Genomic DNA, 20,587 nt, shown 5'->3' with positions numbered 1-20,587 from the left:
CATACAAAATGGGATGTCCGATCGAACGTCAACGCAGGATGACCATGACACGACCTTCGACAGGCGAGCAGATACTGGACATGTTCCTGCTCCGCACCAGGGAGCCGGAATACGCTACCGACCGACCGTACTACACGACGGGATCGATCGTCGCCGCAGCCATCTTCCGTGTGGCTATCATCGGCATCGCAGCCATGATCTACAACGCCAACACGTATTCGGACTATACCTGGTACATCACCCTCTTCCTGATCTGGGGTATCGGCGTCTATCCCGCCTACGTCCAGTACCAGCGCTTCAACGAGCATATCGAACGTATCTCCGAGGAAACGCTCTGCGGGAAATGCCGGTACTTCAATCCCACGAACCAGCTCTGCTCGATCCTCGACGAACACGTAACGGACGACTACGTTCCCTGCGGCGGCGAGGCATGGGAACCGAGAGGCACCGATCAGTGATCGCCCGTCGTGGCCGCGATCTTGCGTAACCGGTAGATGCCCTTGTCGTCGATCTCGAACGTGAACGTCTTGTTCACGGCATTGGCATAGGTCCAGATCTCCACCGGGCGATCGCCTGACGTCGGCTTGCGGCTCACGTTCGTCGGCGGGCCGTGAAGGATGTAGATCTTTCCACGTTCGCTCTTCGCGCCGTCGGGTTCCTGTATCGTACTGAAGGCGAAGAAGGCCTGGTCCACACGCTTGAAGTACTCGGCCATACGTTCGTTGTACGTGGTGGCTCCGGTCTGATCCTGCCTTCGCCAGTAATCCATGAGCTTGGCACGACGCTCGGAATCCGGACCGTCGTCGATCCTGTCCATCTCCTCGTCCGTGAGGATGTAGCGCATGATGTCGACGGCGTAGTTGAGATTCCGGAGACTCAGCGGCATCATTTCCCAGAGGATCTGGAACTTCGTCGCGATGGTGTCGGACGTCCCGCGTCTGACGAGGCGCAGTTCGTAACGGCCTGGTACCAGCGCCGTCACCGGAACGGGAATGCGCATGGTAGCGATCGGATGCGTCATCGCATCCAGCTTGCGGAATTCGAGGAAGGGCTTGTCCGACGTGGAACGCGTACTGATGACCGGCACGATGCCGGGTTGCGACGTCACGGATTCGACGACATCCGAGACCTGCCACCAGCGGATATCACGTGCATCGGGCGGAAGCTGCCTGATGCTGTAGTCGTACGTCTGCGGCGTCTCGTCGGCCACGAAGAGCAGCGCGACGGCGTCCCTGGCTACGAAGGGCAGATTGCCCGTGAAGACGAAGGGACTGACGAGATCACCATACGGTCCTTCCTGCGGATCGGCGAACATGACCGGCGAGAGCTGGCCGCCGCGCCGTCCCGGACTGAACGTCACGGGAGGAAGCTTGAGCTTCTTCTGATTGCTTTCCTTCTGCGCGCTGATCTCCAGCGATACGGTATACGTGCCAGGGCCTACCGTCATCTGCGCCCATCCGTAGTGGAACTCGTTCTTGTTGTTCGTCTCCTCGAACGAATTCGTATAGGCCGTACCTCTCCACAACTGCCTGTTCCTGATCACTCCGAGCGAATCGCGTACTTCGATGTTCACCGGCATGTCGGCCTTGTAGTTGCCGCCGATGTCGCTTCTGTCCGTGACCTTGACGAAGGTCAGGAAGTCGCTCGCCATCCTGAAGAAGACCGTCAATTGCGCCGAGTCGGCGCCCTTCGTGGGCAGGACGTAGGTTTCCGCATAGAAGCGGTCTCCGTAGTCCACGAAGATCGTCTGGTCGCGCATGCCTCTCGGCTGGGCCAGTGTACCGATGGTAAACACGAACATCGAGATGATCGTCGGAACGAGAACGCTGTGTTTCATGGCGATGTCGATGGAGGCTTGGGAAGATAGTCGAGCTCTTTCAGGAAGTCCTGAAGGATGATGGCCGCCGCCACGACATCCTTCGTGCCCTTGGTCTGACGACGCTTTTTCTTCATTCCTGTTACAAGCATGAGTTCACGAGCGCGCTTCGTCGAAAAGGCCTCGTCCACGGGCATCACGGGAATGGCGATACGCGTGCGGAGTTCCTCGATGAAGGCTTCGATCCTTTCGATGATTTCCGTCTTCTGGTCGTCATGACGCCGGGGCACGCCGACGAGGAGCACGTCGATGCGATCGGCTGCGAGACGTTCCTGGATCGACGTCCATATGGTCGCTGCATCATTGACGATCACTGGCCGTGTGCTGACCACGATATGGAATTCGTCGCAGACGGCCACGCCGATGCGGGCCATACCGTAGTCGAAGGCTGCGAGGCGTTTTCCGCGCAAAGTGGTGAGATCGATCATACCGGCTCCTCGTCAGTAACGGCGAACTGGGCGTTGCGGAGACGTGGTCCTTCCATGCCGTGAGGGATGCGGAAGATGACCTGCGTCCCCTTCCCTACCTCGCTCGTCACGCGCAACGATCCGCCATGCTGATGCATGACGTGCTGCATGATCATCGTTCCGATTCCGGTTCCGCTTCCATCCTTCGAGGTCGTGAAGAAGGGCTTCATCATGTTCGTCATCGTTTCGTCGTCCATTCCTGCTCCCGTATCGCTCACCCTGACGTAGACGTTCGTGCGGTCGAACCACGTGGCGATCTCGATCGTACCGGGTTGACCGCGCATGGCCTTGATGCCGTTCTCCACCGCATTCCGTATCGCACGGGAGATCTTGAGTCTGTCCACGTTCATCATCGTCCCGCGAAGCTTCATCGAGAACGTGACGTGCGGGAACACCGTCGGATCGAACTCGTGACGTATCTCCGTGCACAGTTCGGCGGAATGGACGGGCAGACGATTCAACTCCTCACTGCGGCCGACGCTGACGAGGTCGCGTACGCGCTGGATGAGGACTCCGACCTGGAAGAGAATGCGCCTGCGGCGCTCACGCGTCACGTCGTTGCCGTCCACATCGAGCTGTTCCGCATTGAGGCGAATGGTGGACAGATTGGTCTGCATGTCGTGGGCGAGCTGTGCCCAGTTCACGATACGCCTGCGTTCCAATGCTTCGGTAATGTCCACACCGGTGATGACGCAGCCGTTGTATCGTCCGAAGGCCCCACGGAGCGGCACCGCGGAGAAGACATACTCTCTCGACGCTTCACCGTCGGTGATGACGACCTTGTCGGAGACTGCCGTACGGATGCTCTGCACCTGATTGACGAAGTCGAGCAGATCTCCGACGCCATCGTGCAGGGCATAGGTACGGAAGAGCCTGCGCATCGGAACACTACTCGTGATCTTGAGAAGGTGGGCCGCACGGTCGTTGGTGCGGAGCAGACGTCCGTTCGCATCGAGATGGATCACGAGGCCTGCGCCCGGCAGTTCCATCATCGCGCCGAGCAGCCGGCGCTGACGGAAATTGATGCTGAGCATGAACAGCAGACCGAGTCCCATCAGGATCGGTACGACGTAGGTAAGGACGTCCCGTCCGAACCGTATCATGCGCCAGAATATCTGATGCTCGCGGGCGATGACGATGCTTCCCTGGGCTCCGGCGATGATGAAGCCTGCGGGATGCCGATGGACGGCGAGATTCGTGGCTTCGCCGTCGACCGTCAGCGTATCGCTCGACAATACTTCACCGTGTGCCGTCGCGGCCAGGATGCCGCCCGTGCAGCAGATCACCAGGGAGTCTGCGATATGCCGGACGAGGAGGGGGCGCCCATAGGCGCCGTTGATCGTCTCGCCATCGGTCGAGGCCAGCGTTCCGAGCTGGCGCAGCGACGTGACGCACAGATCGTACCGTCCGTTCTGCAACCGGACGATGGCCGACGTGATCTGGCCGTTCTGCATGTAGCTCGTGATCAACTGCGGCGGCACGTCCACCGTAAGGAACTGCGACCGCGACGTAGCGGGATCGACGATCGTGATCTGCGTGCCGCGGACATCGTCGATCGGCGTATAGACCACGATGGCGGTTCCGACCTGTTCGAGACGTGATTGCGGTGCCATGGGAACGACGACATACGTCCGCACGCGCTGCGTGGTATCGAGGACGGTGAGATAGGACAACGTACCGACGGGATGGATATAGGCGACGTCCAGACCTTCCCTGCCGCTCAAGGACAGGAGTCCGCTGATATGATCGTCGAACACCCTTGTCGTGATGGTCTTCTCTCCCAGCGTACACGCAGTGAGGGTCCCGCCGATGCTGACGTAGACGACATCGCTGTCCGGTCGTCCGCTGATCTCGACCATCGTCCCCGTGCCCTCGAGCCTGGATCGACTGCGCTCGGTAAGAGTCTTGTCGAAGACGGCGAGCCAGTGCTGCTGACCTTCTTCACGGATCACGACGGCGATCCCATCTCTCAGCGGCATCGCCGCACGTATCTCCATGCCCGAACGCACGTGACGTTTCGGCCGGCCCTCCGCGTCGATGGTCCGTAGCGACGGAGCGTTCACATCCCATACGGATCGCTGTTCCACGACGTACCACAACGTCCCCTCCTCATCGGCAGGAAGCATGGTACCGGCGATGCGGCTGACGGGCCGCAGCGTGAGTGGGTACGAATCGTCCGCTACCGCACGCAGCGATGGCAGGGCGGAAAGGAGAAGGACAACGATCAGCTTCCGCATCATTGCGGCTGGACCTCACAGATACAGTAGGCTTCCACACCTTCCTTGCGTCCGGCGAATCCCAGACGTTCGGACGTCGTGGCCTTGATGCTCACGCGTTCGAGCGGGAGTCCGCACAGATCGGCCATGCACTCGCGCATCGACTGCTTGTAGGGAAGGATCTTCGGGGATTCAAGGATGAGCGTGGCGTCGATATTCACGATACGATGCCCCGATTCGCGCACCAGCTTCACAGCATGGCGAACGAAGGTACCGCTCGGCTCACCGCGCCACCGCGGATCGGTATCGGGAAAATGCTCGCCGATATCGCCCAGCGCCAGGGCGCCCAGGAGGGCGTCCACGAGAGCGTGCAGGACGACGTCGCCGTCGCTGTGGGCGACGGTACCATGTGGCGACGGAATGGTGATTCCGCCAAGAACGAGCGTTTCGCCTTCGGCGAGGCGATGGACATCATAGCCGAATCCGACCATTACATGTTTCCTTCGTGAACGAAGCGGAAAACTACGAAATTGCACGCCCTATGATCGATGAAGCCGTCAGTGTCAGTGATCTTACCAATGCCATCCGTGCCCTGCTCACGGAAGGAATCGGCGACGTCGTCGTCGAAGGCGAGATATCGAACTACAAGCATCATACATCCGGGCATCGCTACTTCACGCTGAAGGACTCCGAAGCCCAGATCGCCTGCGTCATGTGGCGTACCCGCTCCGTGTCCTTCGTGCCTGAAGACGGCATGCGGGTCGTGATATTCGGACGTCTGACCGTCTATCCGCCACAGGGCAGGTATCAGATCGACTGCGCCCTCATGCGTCCGGCCGGTATCGGAGACCTCCATCAGGCCTTCGAGGCGCTGAAACGCAGGCTCGACGCGAAAGGGCTCTTCGCCTGGGAACGCAAGCGGCCACTGCCACGTATGCCCGTCGTCATCGGCGTCATCACGTCGCCGACCGGGGCTGCCGTGCAGGACATCATGTCCACGATCGCCGGCCGGTTCCCTGCCGCGCGCGTCATCTTCCGTCCGGCCCTCGTCCAGGGCGACGGGGCAGCCGAGGATATCGCGCTGGCCATCGACCAGATGAATCTCACCGACGCCGAAGTCATCATCGCCGGCCGTGGTGGTGGGTCCCTGGAAGACCTCTGGGCCTTCAACACCGAACCGGTCGCCGAGGCCATCTATCGCTCGCGACTACCGGTGATCTCGGCCGTAGGGCACGAAACGGACGTCACCATCGCCGATCTCGTCGCGGACGTCCGTGCCGCTACACCGACGGCCGCTGCCGTCCTGGCCACTCCGGTAACGATCGACGATCTGCTGATGTCCATCGACGAAGCGCGCCTGAGCATGATCGACACCATGACGGAACGCGTGGACGACCTGATGGAAATGGTCACGGACTTCCTGGACGGCACGGCGGCGCAGCGTCTGATGGAACGCATCCATCTTCGTGCCCAGCGGATCGACGAGCTCACGGTGCGTTACGAACGCAGCGTTCGTCATCGTCTCGCCATGCTTACGCAACGCGTCGACCATGCCGTCACGCTATGCAGGTCCCTCCATCCACTGGCCCCGCTGCGCCGTGGCTTCGCCGTGGTCGAACGCAATGGCCACGTCGTGATGACCGACGAGATGCTGCAGCCGGGCGAGACCGTCACCATACGCCGCCACGCCGACGTCAGCATGGCGCTCATTCAAGCAACAACGCCCTTAACGGAGAACATCGATGGCGAAGACCAAGGAACAACCCTCGCTTGAGGATCAGCTCAGGCGTCTCGAAGACATCGCGCGTATGCTCGATGCAGGAGATCAACCGCTCGACGCCCAGCTCAAGGCCTTCGAGGAAGGCATGAAGCTGGCGGCCGACTGCAGATCGTATCTCACCAATGCCGAACTCACCATCGAGCGACTCACCGGCGATGTACGTCCCGAAGCATAACCTCATGACCGATCGCGACGAGATGATCGCCTTCATGCAGGACCATCCCTTCGCCATCGTGATTTCCGGCAGCGGCAGCAGGCCCGTCGCGACGCATATGCCCGTCGTCGTCCGGCAACGGAACGACGACGTCGTCTGCACGTTCCACCTTTCACGCGCCAACGACCACTGGAAGGAGCTCACCGGGGGCGAGACGCTCGTCATCTTCTCCGGCGACCACGCCTACATTCCGCCGTCGATCTATACGGCCATCGACGTTCCGACCTGGAACTACACGACTGTTCATGCCTATGGCGACTCGGCCATCGTCACCGACGCCGAGGCCGTCCGCGACCGCCTCAGGACACTGATCGAGATTCACGACGCCGATCCCGGCCTGTGGGAACGTCTGACGCCGGATCTGGTGGACCCTCTTCTCGGCGGCATCGTGATGGTGGATATGAGGGTACGGGAACTGCAGGGCAAGCACAAGATGGGACAGAACCGTTCGGCCGCCGATCAGGAAGCCGTACGCATCCATATGGAATCGCTCCGGTCACGTCCCTGAACCTGCTTGTACCCTACCGGGTCATTCGGCCTTGTGCGGCCGCATCATCAGATCGCGGATCGCCGTTCTCGGATCCTCTCCGTCGAACAGGATCGAACCGACCTTCTCCGTGATAGGCATTTCTACATTCACTGCCGCCGCCAGTTCGAGCGCGGATCGCGTCGTGGGCACCCCTTCGGCGACGGCACTCATCCCCGACAGGATATCCGTCAGCGTGCGTCCCTTCCCTATCTCGTCACCGACGTAACGATTCCGGCTGTGCCGCGACGTACACGTCACGAAAAGGTCCCCGAGGCCGGCGAGCCCGAAGAAGGTGGACTGCTGCGCACCGATGGCGACGCCAAGGCGGGATATCTCGGCCAGACCGCGCGTGATGAGGGCGGCCTTCGTATTGTCCCCGAGACCTAGACCGTCGACGATACCGGCGGCGATGGCGATGACGTTCTTCAATGCGCCGCACGTTTCCACACCGACGACGTCGTCGGTGGTATAGACCCTGAAATCCTTCGTCGAGAACACGCGCTGCACCGTATCGGCGAAGACCGTATCGAGGCTTGCGGCCACGACGGTCGTCGGCATGCGGAGAACGACTTCCTCGGCATGGCTCGGGCCGCTCAGCATGGCATAGCTGCGATGTCCGATCCCGGCATCGTCGAGTATCTGCGAGACGCGGAGATGAGTCTTCAGTTCGATGCCTTTGGCCACGTTCACGACGTCCATTCCGGCGAGGATGCCAGGAGTGGCCGTCAGTACGGGACGGATGAACTGCGTCGGTATGGCGATGACGACGAGGTCGGCTCTGCGGACGTCCGACAGATCGGTCGTGGCGGTAACGGACGTGGAGAGGACGGCACCGGGCAGGAAGCGTTCGTTCGTTCGACGCGTATTGATTTCGTCGACGACGTCCTGTTTGCGCGCCCACAATGCAACGGAATTGCCATTGTCCGAGGCGACGGCGGCCAGTGCCGTTCCCCATGCTCCGGCACCGAGAATGGCAACGTGCATATCATGCATGGCGATCTGGAGGGGTCAGGACTTCTTCTTGAAGATCTGCATCCGGGAGAACCGGTTTTCCGTGCCTGCCAGCAATCGCTTGATGTTCGTACGATGGGCGTAGATCACGAGCAAGGACAGGACGATGCAGAAGTGAACGAGGACATGATAGCCTTCTATCTCGACACCGAAGATATTGTGCCGGATGGCCATCGTTCCGGGTACGCTCATGGCGGCGATGATGCTTCCGAGAGAGACGTATCCCGATGCGAACAGGGCGAAGAGGAAGATACCGGCAGCGATGGACACTTCGATGGGAGCCACCGCGATGAGCAGGCCTACCGACGTATTGATGCCCTTGCCACCACGGAAACCGGCGAAGACGGACCATATATGACCGACCACGGCCGAGAACCCGGCGATGAGCTTCACGACCGTCGCATCCTCGAACGGAGTACGGTTCTGGAATGGCATCTGCGTATCGAAGAACAGTGCCACCAGAAGTACCGCGACGAGTCCCTTGAGAATATCGGCAACCTGGACGACAACGCCCCACTTCCAGCCGAGGACGCGGAAGGCATTCGTACTGCCCATATTGCCGCTACCCTTCTGGCGGATGTCGAAGCCGAAAACCTTTTTGCTGATGATCAACGCCGTAGGAATCGAGCCAATGAGATAGCTTTGGGCGATGATCAGTATGAGCCGTAGTAACGGATCCATGCTTGTCCCTGTTCATCCGTCGTAATGACGAGGCAAGTTACGATATTCCGTACACACAAAGTCCAGACGTGGATCGTCTTCAACGCTTCGTTAGGAGATCATGATGTCAACAGATACGACGATCAGCACCCGCCTGCGCCTCGAGGAAATCGACCGCGAACTCGACGAACTGCGGCATGAACATGCCGAACTGCGCTCACGGTGGGAAACCGAGAAGCTTCATATCCAGACGATCCGGCAATTGAAATCCGAGATCGAATCCGTCAAACAGCAGGCCGTCGAGGCCGAACGCGCCGGCGACTACGGCCGTGTGGCCGAACTGCGGTACGGGACCCTGAACGACCTCGAACGGCGCCTCGAAACCGCCAACCGGGAACTCACGGCCCTCCAGTCGACGTCCGCCCTCCTCAAGGAAGAAATCGGCGCCGAAGACATCGCCGAAATCGTGGCGAAATGGACCGGCATCCCCGTCCAGCGCATGCTCGAAACCGAGCGGACGAAGCTGCTGACGATGGAAGACCGGCTCCACGAACGCGTCATCGGACAGGACGACGCGGTACATGCCATCTCGAACGCCATACGCCGTTCCCGCGCAGGCCTGCAGGACTCCAAACGTCCGATCGGCTCCTTCATCTTCCTGGGCACGACCGGTGTCGGCAAGACGGAAATGGCACGGGCCCTGGCTGAATTCCTCTTCGACGACGAAGGCGCCCTGGTCCGGATCGATATGAGCGAATACATGGAAAAGCATGCCGTGTCACGCCTCATCGGTGCGCCCCCCGGCTACGTGGGCTACGAAGAAGGTGGGCAGCTCACCGAAGCCGTCCGCCGGCGCGCCTATGCCGTCGTGCTGCTCGACGAAATCGAGAAGGCCCACCCCGACGTCTTCAACATCCTCCTGCAGGTACTCGACGACGGCCGCCTTACCGATGGTCAGGGTCGTGTCGTGGACTTCCGCAACACGATCATCATCATGACGTCGAACCTGGGCACGGAAATCATGCAGGACAAGTTGCTGGAGATCACGGAGGAAAACCGGGACCAGGTCATGACGTCGATCCGGGTACAGATCCTCGACCTCCTGCGCAAGCGCCTCCGCCCGGAATTCCTGAACCGTATCGACGAACTGATCCTGTTCAAGCCACTGGTCTTCACGGAAGTCGAGAAGATCGCCAGACTGCAGATCGATGCGGTCGCCGGCAGGCTCAAGGAACTCGGCATCACCCTCGACGTCTCGGATCCATGCCTCGAATGGCTGTCGAAGCGCGGCTATGATGTCCAGTACGGCGCCCGCCCGCTGAAGCGTGTGATTCAACGCTACGTGACCGACCCCCTTGCATTAAAGGTGCTGGGTGCTGAAGTTCGTGCAGGCGACACCGTCGAACTGGATTGCGACGACAACGGCCAGACGGTATTCAGCGTACGCAGGTCCGACCTTACACCTACCGACTAACGGATGCCTCTTCCTTCGATACGCTCGATTCTTCCCAGCATTGCCGTCATCACCATGCTGGCATCCGCAGTGGCCTATGGTCAGTCAGATGACGTGGCGACAGGACCGAATCCCCTGCTCACGACCGGCGGCGCATTCAACTGGATGCGCGGCGCGATCTCGGATTCGACCACGACCGTGAGCCAGCTCCGGATCATGAGCACACGCATGTCCGGCAACCGCCTCATCGTACATGCCATTCCGCTGGACGGCAGCGGCAACGTCATCCGCAGTGGCCTTACTGGATGGTCCGTAACGACGCGATGCCGTTCCACGACGGATGCGAGTATTCCACATGTACCGGATGTTCGCGAAGTAGCCTGGACATCGACCTCGTCTTCGACGTCGGCCGTCCTGTGTATCGACAACTCGGCAGCAGGCGGAAGGTTCGCGGCCGACGCGCTGACCGGACTGCGCACCGCTCTGACGTCCATGACCGGACGCGACTCCGTCGGAATCCTGATCCTGAATCACGACACCGAACGCCGCTCACCGCTGGCACCGACCTCCCTTGCCGCCGAATCCAGTTCGGCGGATTCCATCGAAATGCCCAACGGTCTTACGGCCCTGTGGGCATCCGCGATGCAGGGCATCGCGATGCTCGCGGATCAGGCCAGCCCCGACAAGGTCCTCATCCTGGCCACGACGTCGGACGATAACGCATCCGTCCTGTTCAGACTCAAGGACGTAGTCGACAAGGCCCGCAGTCTCGACATCCGCGTCTATTGCATCAATGCCGCCGAAACGACACTCGGATATCTCTATCGATATGCATCCGGAGCCACGGCAGGTCGCAACTATACGATCGCCAACGAAGACGGTAGCGACGTAGGTAACATCGTCCGCGAGATACTGTTCGCGAGCAAGCACTACGTCGAACTTTCCATTCCTGCACCGGAAACGGACGCGGCCTGCGCCGATCTCGTCGTCGGTGTGAAGGTCGAAGGTCCGTCAGGAAGCTCGGCCGCCGATTCCGTCCGTCTTCCCGTTCGTGACCGTGACCTTCAGCCGTCGGTCATCTGCGTGGCGGCATTCCCTGACTCCGGTGAAGGCGCACTGCAGGACTACTATTCCCTGCTGGTTACCCTGGCGGAACGTCTCATGGAAGACAATACGCTCGACATCGAGCTCATCGGCCACGTCGGTCTCGACTACAAGGGCAACGCCGTCGCACGTGGAGCCGAACGCGCACGTTTCGTCGCCGACTTCCTTACGGGATACGGCGTCAGCACATCGCAGGTGCATACGCGGAGTGCAGGAAGTGCCTATCCGCTCTACTACATGCAGCAGGAGGCATCGCAACGCCTTCTCAACAACAGGGTCGAATTGCGCTGGCTGAGGCCGGACGACGAACCGTATACCATTACCGTAGGTCAGGTCGAAAGCGAAGAGCAGGCTGAAACGCTCGTACGTACGTGGTCCGCACGGAAGTACAAGGCATACTTCGAACCCGTCGTCGTCGATAACGCACCCGCCTACAGGGTCAAGGTATGGGGTTTCGCCACGAGATCGCAGGCTACCACTGCGGCCGATGGTATCAGGAAGAAATACAAGGTGAAGACGACGATCGAATGATCTCCGCTCGACAACGACGGGCGGAGTAGACATAGCCGAAGCAATGCCCCTCACCGACCCTTTCATCGGTGACAGCTTCGAAGCATTCCCTGGAGCACCGCTCTACCTGGACTATCCACCCGTTCGCGAAGTGATCCCCTCCTGTACCATGCGGCTGCACTCGATATAGTGCATGCCATCAGGTCTTCTTCCGCGAAGCGTTCGCCCGTGCGTTGAAGTCCAGGGCAAGACCGAGCCCGTAGTCGAAGTCCTCCTGCGTCGCCATACCGTTATCGTCGATCAGGACGTAACCCTTCATAGGACGTCCGGCCATTTCCATCGTCCGGCACCCCTTCCCGGCGATGGACTGGCCGTGCAGGTCGGGATCGCGACATATGGATCATGCATCAGGATACGCGTCACTGCCAGACGATCTTCTCTGCAAACGGAGACTACGACATTCTGCGAAGTATCTCCATCGACCGCACCTGGAGAATGGACGTACTCGCACCACCACCTTCGGGTATGTGCGCTACGATATACAGGACAACGGGGCCGCTGTTCAGCTCCATGATCCTTTGTTCCTGTGACGAACCTAAACCTCGCCTATGCATGTGGTTGGCTACGGCCGACCGATGGGTCGCACCGAATTGGACCTGACGATGCGCTCCCACCGACCGACCGGCAGAACACGTAGGAACTACGTAGACGACTATCGCGATGGGCCATCGGGGGCCATACCGATGTAACGAAGAAAATACAGTACGATGGAGATGATCATCTTTATTATTGTCCGTTCCGAGTGGGGTTCGGAACGGTATAGTGTATTCATACATACTTATTTACAGAGGTTTCCGATGTCATGTGAACCTTCCTGTCGTCGCACACTTGTCGGCATCTTCATCGCCGTAGTGTGCATGCTCGCTGCAAGTACGAACTTGCGCGCCCAAGCCGGTTGCAACGATTGCAACGGTCCTGACCGTGTCGTGCCCGTAAACATCTGCCTGCAGGGCGTGAACCAGGTCGTCAATGTGACGCTCTGCCACATGGTGTTCTGCCCGCCGATCGTCTATGGTCATCCATGCAATCCCAACAACCTTCCGATCAATGCCCGTACGGTCATCAAGAAGATATGCCCGACGATTCCGACCGGTAACATCGCTGGCCTGGTTCAGGCCACGATCGCCGGCCTCGGCATCTGCTGCGATCAAGGTCAATTCATGACATGGTGCCCCACGGCACCGAATCCGAACGTATTCAACTGGCTCGTGAGTCATTCCGTGTGCTGGGAGATGGATCCCGCTTCGGGATGCTGGACGTCCTGCAATCCGTCGCCGTGCTGCACGAACCTGGTCCGCTTCACACGTCTGACGACGGGTGAGTGCCGGACGACGGTTCTCAGGACCTGCGAAGAGCCCGGTGAATGCCCGACGACCCAGTGCGTCCGCATTCCCTGCGCTCCCTATCCGCTGCAGTGCTGCATCCCCTGATGACGTGATGCGGTAACGTTGTCGGGAGCAGGTCACCCCACGGCCTGCTCCTTTTTTGTTCCTCAGGGCGTTCGACGATTCCGGCATTCCACGCCCTCGATATCGTGTGTGCGACCATATACTTCGACGTTTGAATCACCGGACAAAATTATCCGGATATTGTCGGACCCGGTTAAGGAACCTTTACTTCCCTGTCGGGTCGGACAGAGTCGATCGGCGATGATTTTTCCATAATGTGGAACATTCTGAGTGGGGTTCAGAATGGTATATCGGTATTCATCTATATTATTTGTTCGCGAGGTAACCGATGTCACATGTACGTTCGTTCCGTACGATACTCGCCAGTGCGTTCATCCTCGTCGCTGGCCTGCTCGTTCCCACCCTCGATCTCACCTCCCAGGTTCTGTGCGAATGCACGGCCAGCCAGGAGAAAACGGCACAACTCACCGTCTGCATAGGAGGCGTGAACCGCGAGGTGAAAGTCGCATACTGCAACACATCGTATTGTCCGCCCAAGGTTGGAGTACAGCCTTGCAATCCGGGCAATCTTCCCATCAATGCCCGCACCGTGATACGGCGAATCTGTGTCGTCGATGGCGGCGCCCTCGTCACGGACCCCCAGGTACTGCTGAACGCCACCGTTTCGGCAATGGGTATCTGCTGCAGCGGCTACCGTTTCTTCCCGGAATGCCAGCACCCACCGGCGCCCTTCCACTGGATCGTCAGCTGGCCGAAGTGCGCGAAATTCGACGTGGCAGGACAATGCCTCATCGGCTGCGATAATTCGCCCTGCTGTACGCATCTCGTACGCTTCATACCTTCAACGACGGGAGACTGCACCACGACCGTCCTCCGTTCCTGCGAAGACCCTGGTGAATGCTCTTCCACGGACTGCATCCGTCTCGAATGCCGCTATCCCATCGAATGCTGCTGGTAGTGCGGTAGCACCACGAATGATCGATGATGGTGATCGACCCCACCGATCACCTTCTATATAGTGCAATCATCCGATTACGTCATGAGGAGAGGTCCGATGTCAACATCCGTTCGTCGATGTCATGGCTCTGTCGTCGTCATGCTCATCGCAATCGCCAGTATCGTCCTCGGTACCGTGGCGACCAGTGCCCAGAGCGTATGCACATGCACCCCTGCGCTATCCATCACCCGACAGATCACGATATGTTTCAACGGAGCTCAACGGCAGGTCGAGGTTACGTACTGCAACGAGAGCTTCTGCCCACCGAGCACACAGATCACCGATCACTGCAATGCACAGAACCTTCCGATCGATGCCCGTACGGTCATCAAACGCATCTGTCCGATAGGGTTCGCGACGACCAATGCACAGGGACTGATGAATGCCACGATCGCAGCCATCGGACTCTGCTGCAACAACCAGGGCGGAATCTTCGAATGCCAGCCTTCCACTGTCTATCACTGGATCGTACGCTGGCCGAAATGCGTCTACTTCGATGCCACGGGGTGTCTCGAAGCATGCGACGATACGCCATGCTGCCATGCCCTCGTTCGCTTCCGTCCGAATTCACCGACACCGGGGCGTTGTGAGACGACCGTCCTCACGAACTGCTCCGAGAATCTCGAATGTCCTCCATCACCCGTCAACACCTGCATCAAACTCGACTGCATCTATCCGGTCACCTGCTGCTGGTGATCGAGAAGAGATCGTTGCATGGCGCAACGATCTCCCGTTCGTTCCAGACCTTCATGAGATATCCGGTGTGTACTCCGACCTGAGTGGGGTTTCAGGAAGGACCATTGTTCCATTCATCTATCTACTATCACGAGGTTCCCGATGTCACGTGAACGCTCATTCCTCGGTGTACTGATCTGTACACTCCTGCTCACCGCCTGCCTGTTCCATCCCGGATCCCGGGCCTCGGCCCAGGTCATCTGCGACTGTCCTCCCGACCAGATGCGGGATGTCACGCTAAGAGTCTGCATCGGTGGTGCGAACCGTACGATCGTCGTATCGTACTGCAATACCAACTACTGCCCACCGCAACCCGATGTCCAGCCCTGCAATCCGGACAATCTCCCCATCAACGCACGAACGGTCATCCGGAAAGTATGTATCGTCGATGGTGGCCCTGCACTCGCGAGTGCACAGGATCTCATGGATGCCGCGATCGTCGCCATGAGCATCTGCTGCAACGACTATCAGTTCTTCCCTCCGTGCGAAGACCCACAGGCACCGTTCCACTGGATCGTCACGATACCGCTATGCGTCCAGTTCGATGCGGCCGCACAGTGCGTCTGGGCCTGCGACGATTCGCCGTGCTGCACGCATCTCGTTCGCTTTACACAGACGGCCTCCGGTACGTGCGAAACGCGCATACTCAAGACCTGCGACGATCAGCGGGATTGCCCGACGGCGGACTGTATCCGCCTCGCCTGCCGCTACCCTGTCAAGTGCTGCCTGTAATTCCGATATACGGATGATATCCTGCGGGCATGATCTTCCCCACGGATCGTGCTCGTGGATTCTCTACGATACAAGGCCTACGTCCGACAGGATACAGGGCTTCATTCACCACTCTTCTCAAGAGGTTCGCGATGTCACGTCAACATTCGTTTCTCGGCGTATTCGTCTGTACGCTCCTGCTCATGGCAGCCATGTTCCATCCCGCCACGGATACGTTCGCACAGGATATCTGTGGATGTCCTCCCGATCAGGAACAGAACGCTACAATCACGATCTGCGTGGGCGGTATGAACCGCACCGTGATCGTCGCCTACTGCAACAAGAACTACTGTCCTCCGGAACGCGGCGTTCAGCCATGCAATCCGGACAATCTTCCGATCAATGCACGCACGATCATCCGGAAGGTATGCATCATCGACGGCGGCCCCATTGTCGCCGATCCGCAGGTGATCATGAATGCCACCGTCGCAGCGATGGGTATCTGCTGCAGTGGCTATCATTTCTTCCCTCCATGCAAGGATCCCCAGGCTCCTTTCCATTGGCTGGTGACGACTCCGAAGTGTGTACGATTCGACGTAGCCGCCCAATGCGTCTATGCCTGCGATAACACACCATGCTGTACGCATCTCGTTCGCTTTACGCAGACGACGACGGGCGAGTGCATCACCGACGTCCTCCACTCATGCGACGATCCGGTCGACTGTGAAGGCGACTGCATCCGCCTCGAATGCCGGTACCCGGTGGAATGCTGCTGGTAATCCTGCACGACTCCGTGAACGACGAGGGCGATCTCAATGGAGGTCGTCCTCTCGTCGTTCCAGGCGTACGTAATCGCTACGCAATACAGGTAACATCAGAATTTACTTTCATTCGAAGAAGCTTTTGCTTATTGTTGGCCAACTCTGAGTGGGGTTTTCAGAGGGGATATATTCTCTTTTATCGTTCTTTTTTTCTAGGGGTTTCCGATGTCAACAAGAACATTCTGTTGTCGTCTGCTCGTAGGCATGTTCATCATCCTTGCCGGCATGACGATGTCGAGCGCTAGTGCAAGCGCTCAAGCCAACTGCGACTGCCCTGTAACGATGCAGCGCGTCAAGGTCATCGACATCTGCTTCGAAGGCCAGATCCGCCAGGTCGAAGTCACGTACTGCAACGAGACGTTCTGCCCGCCGCGTGTCATTCCGGATCCGTGCAACGTCCCGAACGTTCCGATCAGCGCCCGTACGGTCATCTGGAGGATCTGTCCTATCGGCTTCGCTACACCCAATGCACAAGGACTCATGAACGCGACAGTCGCGGCCATGGGACTGTGCTGCGGCAACAAAGCCGGCATCTTCGACTGCACGATCGTCGCACCCGAATACAACTGGATCGTCCGCTGGCCGAAGTGCGTCTACTTCGACGCTGCAGGATGCCTTAACGCCTGCCCGAACACGCCGTGCTGCGGTGCTCTCGTCCGCTTCCGTCCGAACTTCCCGATGCCGGGTCAGTGCGAGACCACGATCCTGGCAGACTGCTCGGATCCGACGCCCTGCCCGCCGCCGCCCGCCGGCTTCAACTGCCTGCAGCTCGATTGCCACTATCCGATCAACTGCTGCTGGTAATCGTCCGCTGTAACGAAGATTTCCACAGGCGACCGTCCCCACCGGTCGCCTGTGTTCGTTTCGGATCCCTTGCCGGAATACGACCGGATCGTCCGCAAACCGGAATACGTCTTCTTCGATACGGTCGGATGCGTCAATGCCTGCCCGAACACATCATCTGCCCTGTCCTGCACCGCCCAGCGGCACGACCTGCATCCAGCTCGAAACGATCCGGTCAGCTGCTGCCGGTAACCACCCGCAGGACCAGCCTCCCAGCCCTGCTCGTAGCATGTTTGTAACCGGATCGCGGAATCCTTGTTATTGTGCTCAGGGAGTACGGCGACACCGGTAGAATTCCGGATCGCGCCGTCATGTCCTGCAACCTGATGGAAGATCCCGATGTCACGAATCTTCTTCCATCGTCATCGACCTGCGGGTACCGCTCTCGCCGATACGTGATATCGGCGAAGGGAAGGTCTTGTAGTCCGTCTGTACGGAGGCATGAGTCTCGAGTATGATCGTGGCACCCTGCGACCGCCCTGACCCGAACGGCGGCCACTGCCGCTATCCGGATGGCAGTATGAATATCAAGCAGAATCGTATCCATCGTCGGGTCCTGCGAGCGGGGGTTCGAGGACTCATGACAACACCATTCTTTTCATGGAGGTTTCGATGTCCGAATCAATTCGTCGCCGAGTGCTCATCTGGATGCTGTTCGTTCTCATAGGTTCCATAGTACCAGGGGCACTTGCCAGCGCCCAGGCCGACTGTATCTGTACCTTGCCACAGATCGTCACAAGAATCACCATTTGCTTCGATGGCCAGTATCGCCAGGTGGACGTGACATACTGCAGCGAAAAGTTCTGTCCGGCATCTACGACCACCGACGCTTGCTCGACCTCGGTCGCCATCGACGTACGCACGCTCATCAAGAGAATCGCTCCCCTCGGCTTTACGACGACCAATGCTCAAGGCCTCGTGAACGCCACCATCGCGGCGATGGGGCTCTGTTGTGGTAATCAGGCCGGGCTGTTCAGTTGCCCATCCTCGACGAACGAGTACGTATGGCTGGTACGATGGCCGAAGTGCGCATCGTTCACCGCCGGTGTCCTGGATCTTCACGAGGGTGGACCATGCTGCGGAGCCGTCGTACGCTATCGACCGAACACTCCGACACCAGGGCTGTGCGAAACGACTGTCCTCAAGAGCTGTACGGTACCGGGAATATGCCCACCGGTCGTAGTAGGCGGTGCGCCCGTCATCGACCTTGCCTGCGATCCATTTCCCGCATCGTGCTGCTGGTGATATCCGACAATACCTCGCGGAACCACGTATGGTCGGCCGTCCCCGCCGATCGACCATACGTCTATCGTATCCATCATCATGGATGACGCCCCGACGTTCAGATGCCGTATCCATGTTTCTCCCCATACTCACCGCGAGGTTCGTATGTCGCGAGGTTCCTATGTCCTCCCCTAGCCTTCGTCACTGTCTCCTGACCATAGCTCTTCCTGTCCTCCTTCTGTTCACGGTTCCGGTATCGGACATCATGGCCCAACCATGCGCCTGTCCGGAGCCCGACTACATCGTCAGGCAGATCACGGTCTGCTTCGACCATCAGATGCGGCAGGTGGAGGTGACCTACTGCAATCAGACGTTCTGTCCTGCCATACCGTATCCGGGCGACTGCAATCCCCGGAACCTCCCCGTCACCGCTCGCACCGTCGTCCGGAAGGTATGCCCCGTCGGCTTCACGACGATGAATGCCCAGGGACTCATGAATGCGACGGTCGCAGCCCTGGGACTATGCTGCGGTAACCAGGCGGAACTGTTCGAATGCCCGGATACGGACCAGACATACAACTGGATGATATCCTGGCCTCAGTGCGTCTACTTCGATCTTTCCGGATGTCTGCAGGGTACGGACCAGTCCATATGCTGCTCCTTCCTCGTGGAATTCCGCCCGAACTACCCGACAGCAGGCGTATGCCGGACGACCGTGCTCGACGACTGCACTCCACAGGTCATTCCTGTCCCTTGTGAGCTCTCCACGACACCCGTGGGCTTCCCGATCCGGCTCCATTGCAGCTATCCTGTCGAATGCTGCTGGTAACGACTGTGAGGGTCCGACCGTTTCGCAGGCGGTCGTCCTGTCGGAAGCCGCCTGCACGCGGCCGAGATCGTAGATATGCCGCCGTGATCGGAATACCGCATTTGGTATACATGAATATCATCTATCTTGCGATCAACATCTGAGTGGGGTTTCAGATATCATAGGTACTATCATCCGTTATCATGAGGTTTCCGATGTCAAGAACACCGTATTTCCATCGTGCCGTGATCGGAGTTCTGATCTTCCTTGCCGGCATGGTGTTCGAGAGCCGTCAGGCGACGGCGCAGTTCTGCGTTTGTCCTGCGACGATGCAGACGACGAAACGAATCACGATATGCTTCAATGGCGCCATGCAGCAGGTCGACGTCACATTCTGCGACGAGACCTACTGCCCACCGGGGCCACCGACGACGGCCGACCCTTGTGATCCACCCAACGACCCGATCAATGCCAGGACCGTCATCGACCGGATCTGTCCGATAGGATTCGTAACGGCGGACGCACAGAATTTGATGAATGCCACCATCTCGGCCATGGGATTCTGTTGCGGTGACCAGGCGGGAATATTCGCCTGCGCTGCTGGAGCTACCCGTGCCGACTGGATCGTCCGATGGGCCAAGTGCGTCCAGTTCGATGCCACCGGGTGTCTCGTCCCCTGTCCAGGATCACCATGCTGCGGTTTCAGGGTCGCATTCTTCCCGGGCAATCCTCCCGGGCTCTGCGAAACGCTGATCCTCGACAACTGTTCCGATCCTACGTCGTGCACGTCAAGCACCTGCACGGAACTGCAGTGCTTCTTCCCGACGCAGTGCTGCTGGTAACGACGACTGTCCATAGAGTACTTCCGAACGGCCGTCCCCACCGGCCGTTTTCCATACCCGGCCCGATCGACGCTATGTCATGTGACCGTAGCGGGCGGTCCATGTCGTCGCCCCGCCATATCCGCCTGAAGGCGGCCGACCCGACGGTCGTCCGTGTGCCGGTTTCGTTACGATGCGATCCTTTGCATTCGTCAGGATTTTCCTTATTGTTACGCGTTCCGGGTGGGGTTCGGAACGATATAGTGGTTTATACTTTTTGTTATGAGGTTTCTGATGTCACAGTCAACCTTCTGTCGTTATGTGGCGGGAAGTGTACT

Annotated in this window: 22 protein-coding genes; 14 read left to right on the top strand and 8 right to left on the bottom strand. The window is 59.1% G+C overall.

All coding sequences use genetic code 11. The features are described from left to right. Nucleotides 1-80: 80 nt before the first annotated feature. Complete coding sequence (locus tag BGO89_11825; GenBank protein OJX57376.1) at nt 81-458, top strand: hypothetical protein; 378 nt, start codon at nt 81-83, stop codon at nt 456-458. On the opposite strand, the gene BGO89_11820 is transcribed toward BGO89_11825, so the two are convergent. From BGO89_11820 to BGO89_11805, 4 genes are read right to left on the bottom strand one after another with little or no spacing between them, the layout of a single operon-like run. Continuing rightward, complete coding sequence (locus tag BGO89_11820) at nt 452-1,837, bottom strand: hypothetical protein (protein OJX57182.1); 1,386 nt, start codon at nt 1,835-1,837, stop codon at nt 452-454. The genes BGO89_11825 and BGO89_11820 overlap by 7 nt on opposite strands. Then, nucleotides 1,834-2,304 (bottom strand): hypothetical protein, encoded by a 471-nt coding sequence (locus BGO89_11815; GenBank protein ID OJX57181.1) that lies wholly within the window; start codon nt 2,302-2,304, stop codon nt 1,834-1,836. Before BGO89_11815 ends, BGO89_11820 begins: the two co-directional genes overlap by 4 nt. After that, nucleotides 2,301-4,583, bottom strand: coding sequence for a hypothetical protein (locus BGO89_11810; protein OJX57180.1), 2,283 nt, complete (start codon nt 4,581-4,583; stop codon nt 2,301-2,303). The genes BGO89_11815 and BGO89_11810 overlap by 4 nt, the downstream gene beginning before the upstream one ends. Then, nucleotides 4,580-5,050, bottom strand: a complete 471-nt coding sequence (locus tag BGO89_11805) for a 2-C-methyl-D-erythritol 2,4-cyclodiphosphate synthase (GenBank protein ID OJX57179.1) — start codon at nt 5,048-5,050, stop codon at nt 4,580-4,582. Before BGO89_11805 ends, BGO89_11810 begins: the two co-directional genes overlap by 4 nt. A 50-nt stretch (nt 5,051-5,100) precedes the next feature. Between BGO89_11805 and BGO89_11800 the strand changes: the two genes are divergently transcribed. The 3 genes from BGO89_11800 to BGO89_11790 are packed head-to-tail and all read left to right on the top strand — an operon-like array spanning nt 5,101 to nt 7,061. Next, nucleotides 5,101-6,333: an exodeoxyribonuclease VII large subunit gene (locus tag BGO89_11800; protein ID OJX57178.1), complete on the top strand. Its 1,233-nt coding sequence runs from the start codon at nt 5,101-5,103 to the stop codon at nt 6,331-6,333. Next, a complete protein-coding gene (locus BGO89_11795) occupies nt 6,302-6,514 on the top strand; it encodes an exodeoxyribonuclease VII small subunit (GenBank protein OJX57177.1) in 213 nt (70 codons plus the stop codon). Before BGO89_11800 ends, BGO89_11795 begins: the two co-directional genes overlap by 32 nt. After that, nucleotides 6,495-7,061: a hypothetical protein gene (locus BGO89_11790; protein ID OJX57176.1), complete on the top strand. Its 567-nt coding sequence runs from the start codon at nt 6,495-6,497 to the stop codon at nt 7,059-7,061. Before BGO89_11795 ends, BGO89_11790 begins: the two co-directional genes overlap by 20 nt. Before the next feature lie 21 nt (nt 7,062-7,082). Here BGO89_11790 and BGO89_11785 read toward each other — a convergent pair whose 3' ends face one another. Beyond that, nucleotides 7,083-8,066 (bottom strand): glycerol-3-phosphate dehydrogenase, encoded by a 984-nt coding sequence (locus BGO89_11785; protein OJX57375.1) that lies wholly within the window; start codon nt 8,064-8,066, stop codon nt 7,083-7,085. 24 nt (nt 8,067-8,090) lie between these two features. Continuing rightward, complete coding sequence (locus BGO89_11780) at nt 8,091-8,774, bottom strand: acyl-phosphate glycerol 3-phosphate acyltransferase (protein OJX57175.1); 684 nt, start codon at nt 8,772-8,774, stop codon at nt 8,091-8,093. Nucleotides 8,775-8,874: 100 nt separating this feature from the next. Between BGO89_11780 and BGO89_11775 the strand changes: the two genes are divergently transcribed. From BGO89_11775 to BGO89_11740, 8 genes are all read left to right on the top strand, one after another. Beyond that, nucleotides 8,875-10,227, top strand: coding sequence for a hypothetical protein (locus BGO89_11775; protein ID OJX57174.1), 1,353 nt, complete (start codon nt 8,875-8,877; stop codon nt 10,225-10,227). 3 nt (nt 10,228-10,230) lie between these two features. After that, a complete protein-coding gene (locus BGO89_11770) occupies nt 10,231-11,841 on the top strand; it encodes a hypothetical protein (GenBank protein OJX57173.1) in 1,611 nt (536 codons plus the stop codon). Between the two features lie 896 nt (nt 11,842-12,737). Next, a complete protein-coding gene (locus BGO89_11765; GenBank protein ID OJX57172.1) occupies nt 12,738-13,310 on the top strand; it encodes a hypothetical protein in 573 nt (190 codons plus the stop codon). 307 nt (nt 13,311-13,617) lie between these two features. Next, nucleotides 13,618-14,247, top strand: a complete 630-nt coding sequence (locus BGO89_11760) for a hypothetical protein (GenBank protein ID OJX57171.1) — start codon at nt 13,618-13,620, stop codon at nt 14,245-14,247. 138 nt (nt 14,248-14,385) lie between these two features. Next, nucleotides 14,386-14,982, top strand: a complete 597-nt coding sequence (locus BGO89_11755) for a hypothetical protein (GenBank protein OJX57170.1) — start codon at nt 14,386-14,388, stop codon at nt 14,980-14,982. A 141-nt stretch (nt 14,983-15,123) separates the two neighbouring features. Further along, on the top strand, nt 15,124-15,753 hold the full coding sequence (locus BGO89_11750) for a hypothetical protein (GenBank protein OJX57169.1): 630 nt from the start codon (nt 15,124-15,126) through the stop codon (nt 15,751-15,753). A 131-nt stretch (nt 15,754-15,884) separates the two neighbouring features. Further along, entirely contained in the window at nt 15,885-16,511 is a 627-nt protein-coding gene (locus tag BGO89_11745) for a hypothetical protein (protein OJX57168.1), read from the top strand. 246 nt (nt 16,512-16,757) lie between these two features. Continuing rightward, nucleotides 16,758-17,357: a hypothetical protein gene (locus tag BGO89_11740; GenBank protein OJX57167.1), complete on the top strand. Its 600-nt coding sequence runs from the start codon at nt 16,758-16,760 to the stop codon at nt 17,355-17,357. Here BGO89_11740 and BGO89_11735 read toward each other — a convergent pair. Further along, nucleotides 17,333-17,530, bottom strand: coding sequence for a hypothetical protein (locus tag BGO89_11735; protein OJX57166.1), 198 nt, complete (start codon nt 17,528-17,530; stop codon nt 17,333-17,335). The two genes, BGO89_11740 and BGO89_11735, sit on opposite strands and share 25 nt — an antisense overlap. Before the next feature lie 444 nt (nt 17,531-17,974). Next, nucleotides 17,975-18,247, bottom strand: a complete 273-nt coding sequence (locus BGO89_11730) for a hypothetical protein (protein OJX57165.1) — start codon at nt 18,245-18,247, stop codon at nt 17,975-17,977. Between the two features lie 554 nt (nt 18,248-18,801). Between BGO89_11730 and BGO89_11725 the strand changes: the two genes are divergently transcribed. Then, nucleotides 18,802-19,449 carry a hypothetical protein gene (locus tag BGO89_11725; protein ID OJX57164.1) on the top strand — a complete coding sequence of 216 codons (648 nt, stop codon included), beginning with the start codon at nt 18,802-18,804 and terminating at the stop codon, nt 19,447-19,449. 194 nt (nt 19,450-19,643) lie between these two features. Then, on the top strand, nt 19,644-20,270 hold the full coding sequence (locus BGO89_11720; GenBank protein ID OJX57163.1) for a hypothetical protein: 627 nt from the start codon (nt 19,644-19,646) through the stop codon (nt 20,268-20,270). Nucleotides 20,271-20,587 lie beyond the last annotated feature (317 nt).

It is taken from the genome of Candidatus Kapaibacterium thiocyanatum, from assembly GCA_001899175.1.
GTDB lineage: Bacteria > Bacteroidota > Ignavibacteria > Kapaibacteriales > Kapaibacteriaceae > Kapaibacterium > Kapaibacterium thiocyanatum.
This window is presented reverse-complemented; position numbering and strand designations above follow the sequence as displayed.

Coding starts and splice junctions, on each gene's coding strand:
- BGO89_11775 (OJX57174.1), top strand. CDS start 8,875: ATGATGTCAACAGATACGACGATCAGCACCCGCCTGCGCCTCGAGGAA.
- BGO89_11755 (OJX57170.1), top strand. CDS start 14,386: ATGCTCATCGCAATCGCCAGTATCGTCCTCGGTACCGTGGCGACCAGT.
- BGO89_11725 (OJX57164.1), top strand. CDS start 18,802: ATGTCCTCCCCTAGCCTTCGTCACTGTCTCCTGACCATAGCTCTTCCT.
- BGO89_11765 (OJX57172.1), top strand. CDS start 12,738: ATGCTCGCTGCAAGTACGAACTTGCGCGCCCAAGCCGGTTGCAACGAT.
- BGO89_11795 (OJX57177.1), top strand. CDS start 6,302: ATGGCGAAGACCAAGGAACAACCCTCGCTTGAGGATCAGCTCAGGCGT.
- BGO89_11785 (OJX57375.1), bottom strand. CDS start 8,066: ATGCACGTTGCCATTCTCGGTGCCGGAGCATGGGGAACGGCACTGGCC.
- BGO89_11810 (OJX57180.1), bottom strand. CDS start 4,583: ATGATGCGGAAGCTGATCGTTGTCCTTCTCCTTTCCGCCCTGCCATCG.
- BGO89_11780 (OJX57175.1), bottom strand. CDS start 8,774: ATGGATCCGTTACTACGGCTCATACTGATCATCGCCCAAAGCTATCTC.
- BGO89_11720 (OJX57163.1), top strand. CDS start 19,644: ATGTCAAGAACACCGTATTTCCATCGTGCCGTGATCGGAGTTCTGATC.
- BGO89_11760 (OJX57171.1), top strand. CDS start 13,618: ATGTCACATGTACGTTCGTTCCGTACGATACTCGCCAGTGCGTTCATC.
- BGO89_11750 (OJX57169.1), top strand. CDS start 15,124: ATGTCACGTGAACGCTCATTCCTCGGTGTACTGATCTGTACACTCCTG.
- BGO89_11745 (OJX57168.1), top strand. CDS start 15,885: ATGTCACGTCAACATTCGTTTCTCGGCGTATTCGTCTGTACGCTCCTG.
- BGO89_11740 (OJX57167.1), top strand. CDS start 16,758: ATGTTCATCATCCTTGCCGGCATGACGATGTCGAGCGCTAGTGCAAGC.
- BGO89_11805 (OJX57179.1), bottom strand. CDS start 5,050: ATGGTCGGATTCGGCTATGATGTCCATCGCCTCGCCGAAGGCGAAACG.
- BGO89_11730 (OJX57165.1), bottom strand. CDS start 18,247: ATGGCGACCGAGGTCGAGCAAGCGTCGGTGGTCGTAGATGCCGGACAG.
- BGO89_11800 (OJX57178.1), top strand. CDS start 5,101: ATGATCGATGAAGCCGTCAGTGTCAGTGATCTTACCAATGCCATCCGT.
- BGO89_11825 (OJX57376.1), top strand. CDS start 81: ATGTTCCTGCTCCGCACCAGGGAGCCGGAATACGCTACCGACCGACCG.
- BGO89_11815 (OJX57181.1), bottom strand. CDS start 2,304: ATGATCGATCTCACCACTTTGCGCGGAAAACGCCTCGCAGCCTTCGAC.
- BGO89_11820 (OJX57182.1), bottom strand. CDS start 1,837: ATGAAACACAGCGTTCTCGTTCCGACGATCATCTCGATGTTCGTGTTT.
- BGO89_11770 (OJX57173.1), top strand. CDS start 10,231: ATGCCTCTTCCTTCGATACGCTCGATTCTTCCCAGCATTGCCGTCATC.
- BGO89_11790 (OJX57176.1), top strand. CDS start 6,495: ATGTACGTCCCGAAGCATAACCTCATGACCGATCGCGACGAGATGATC.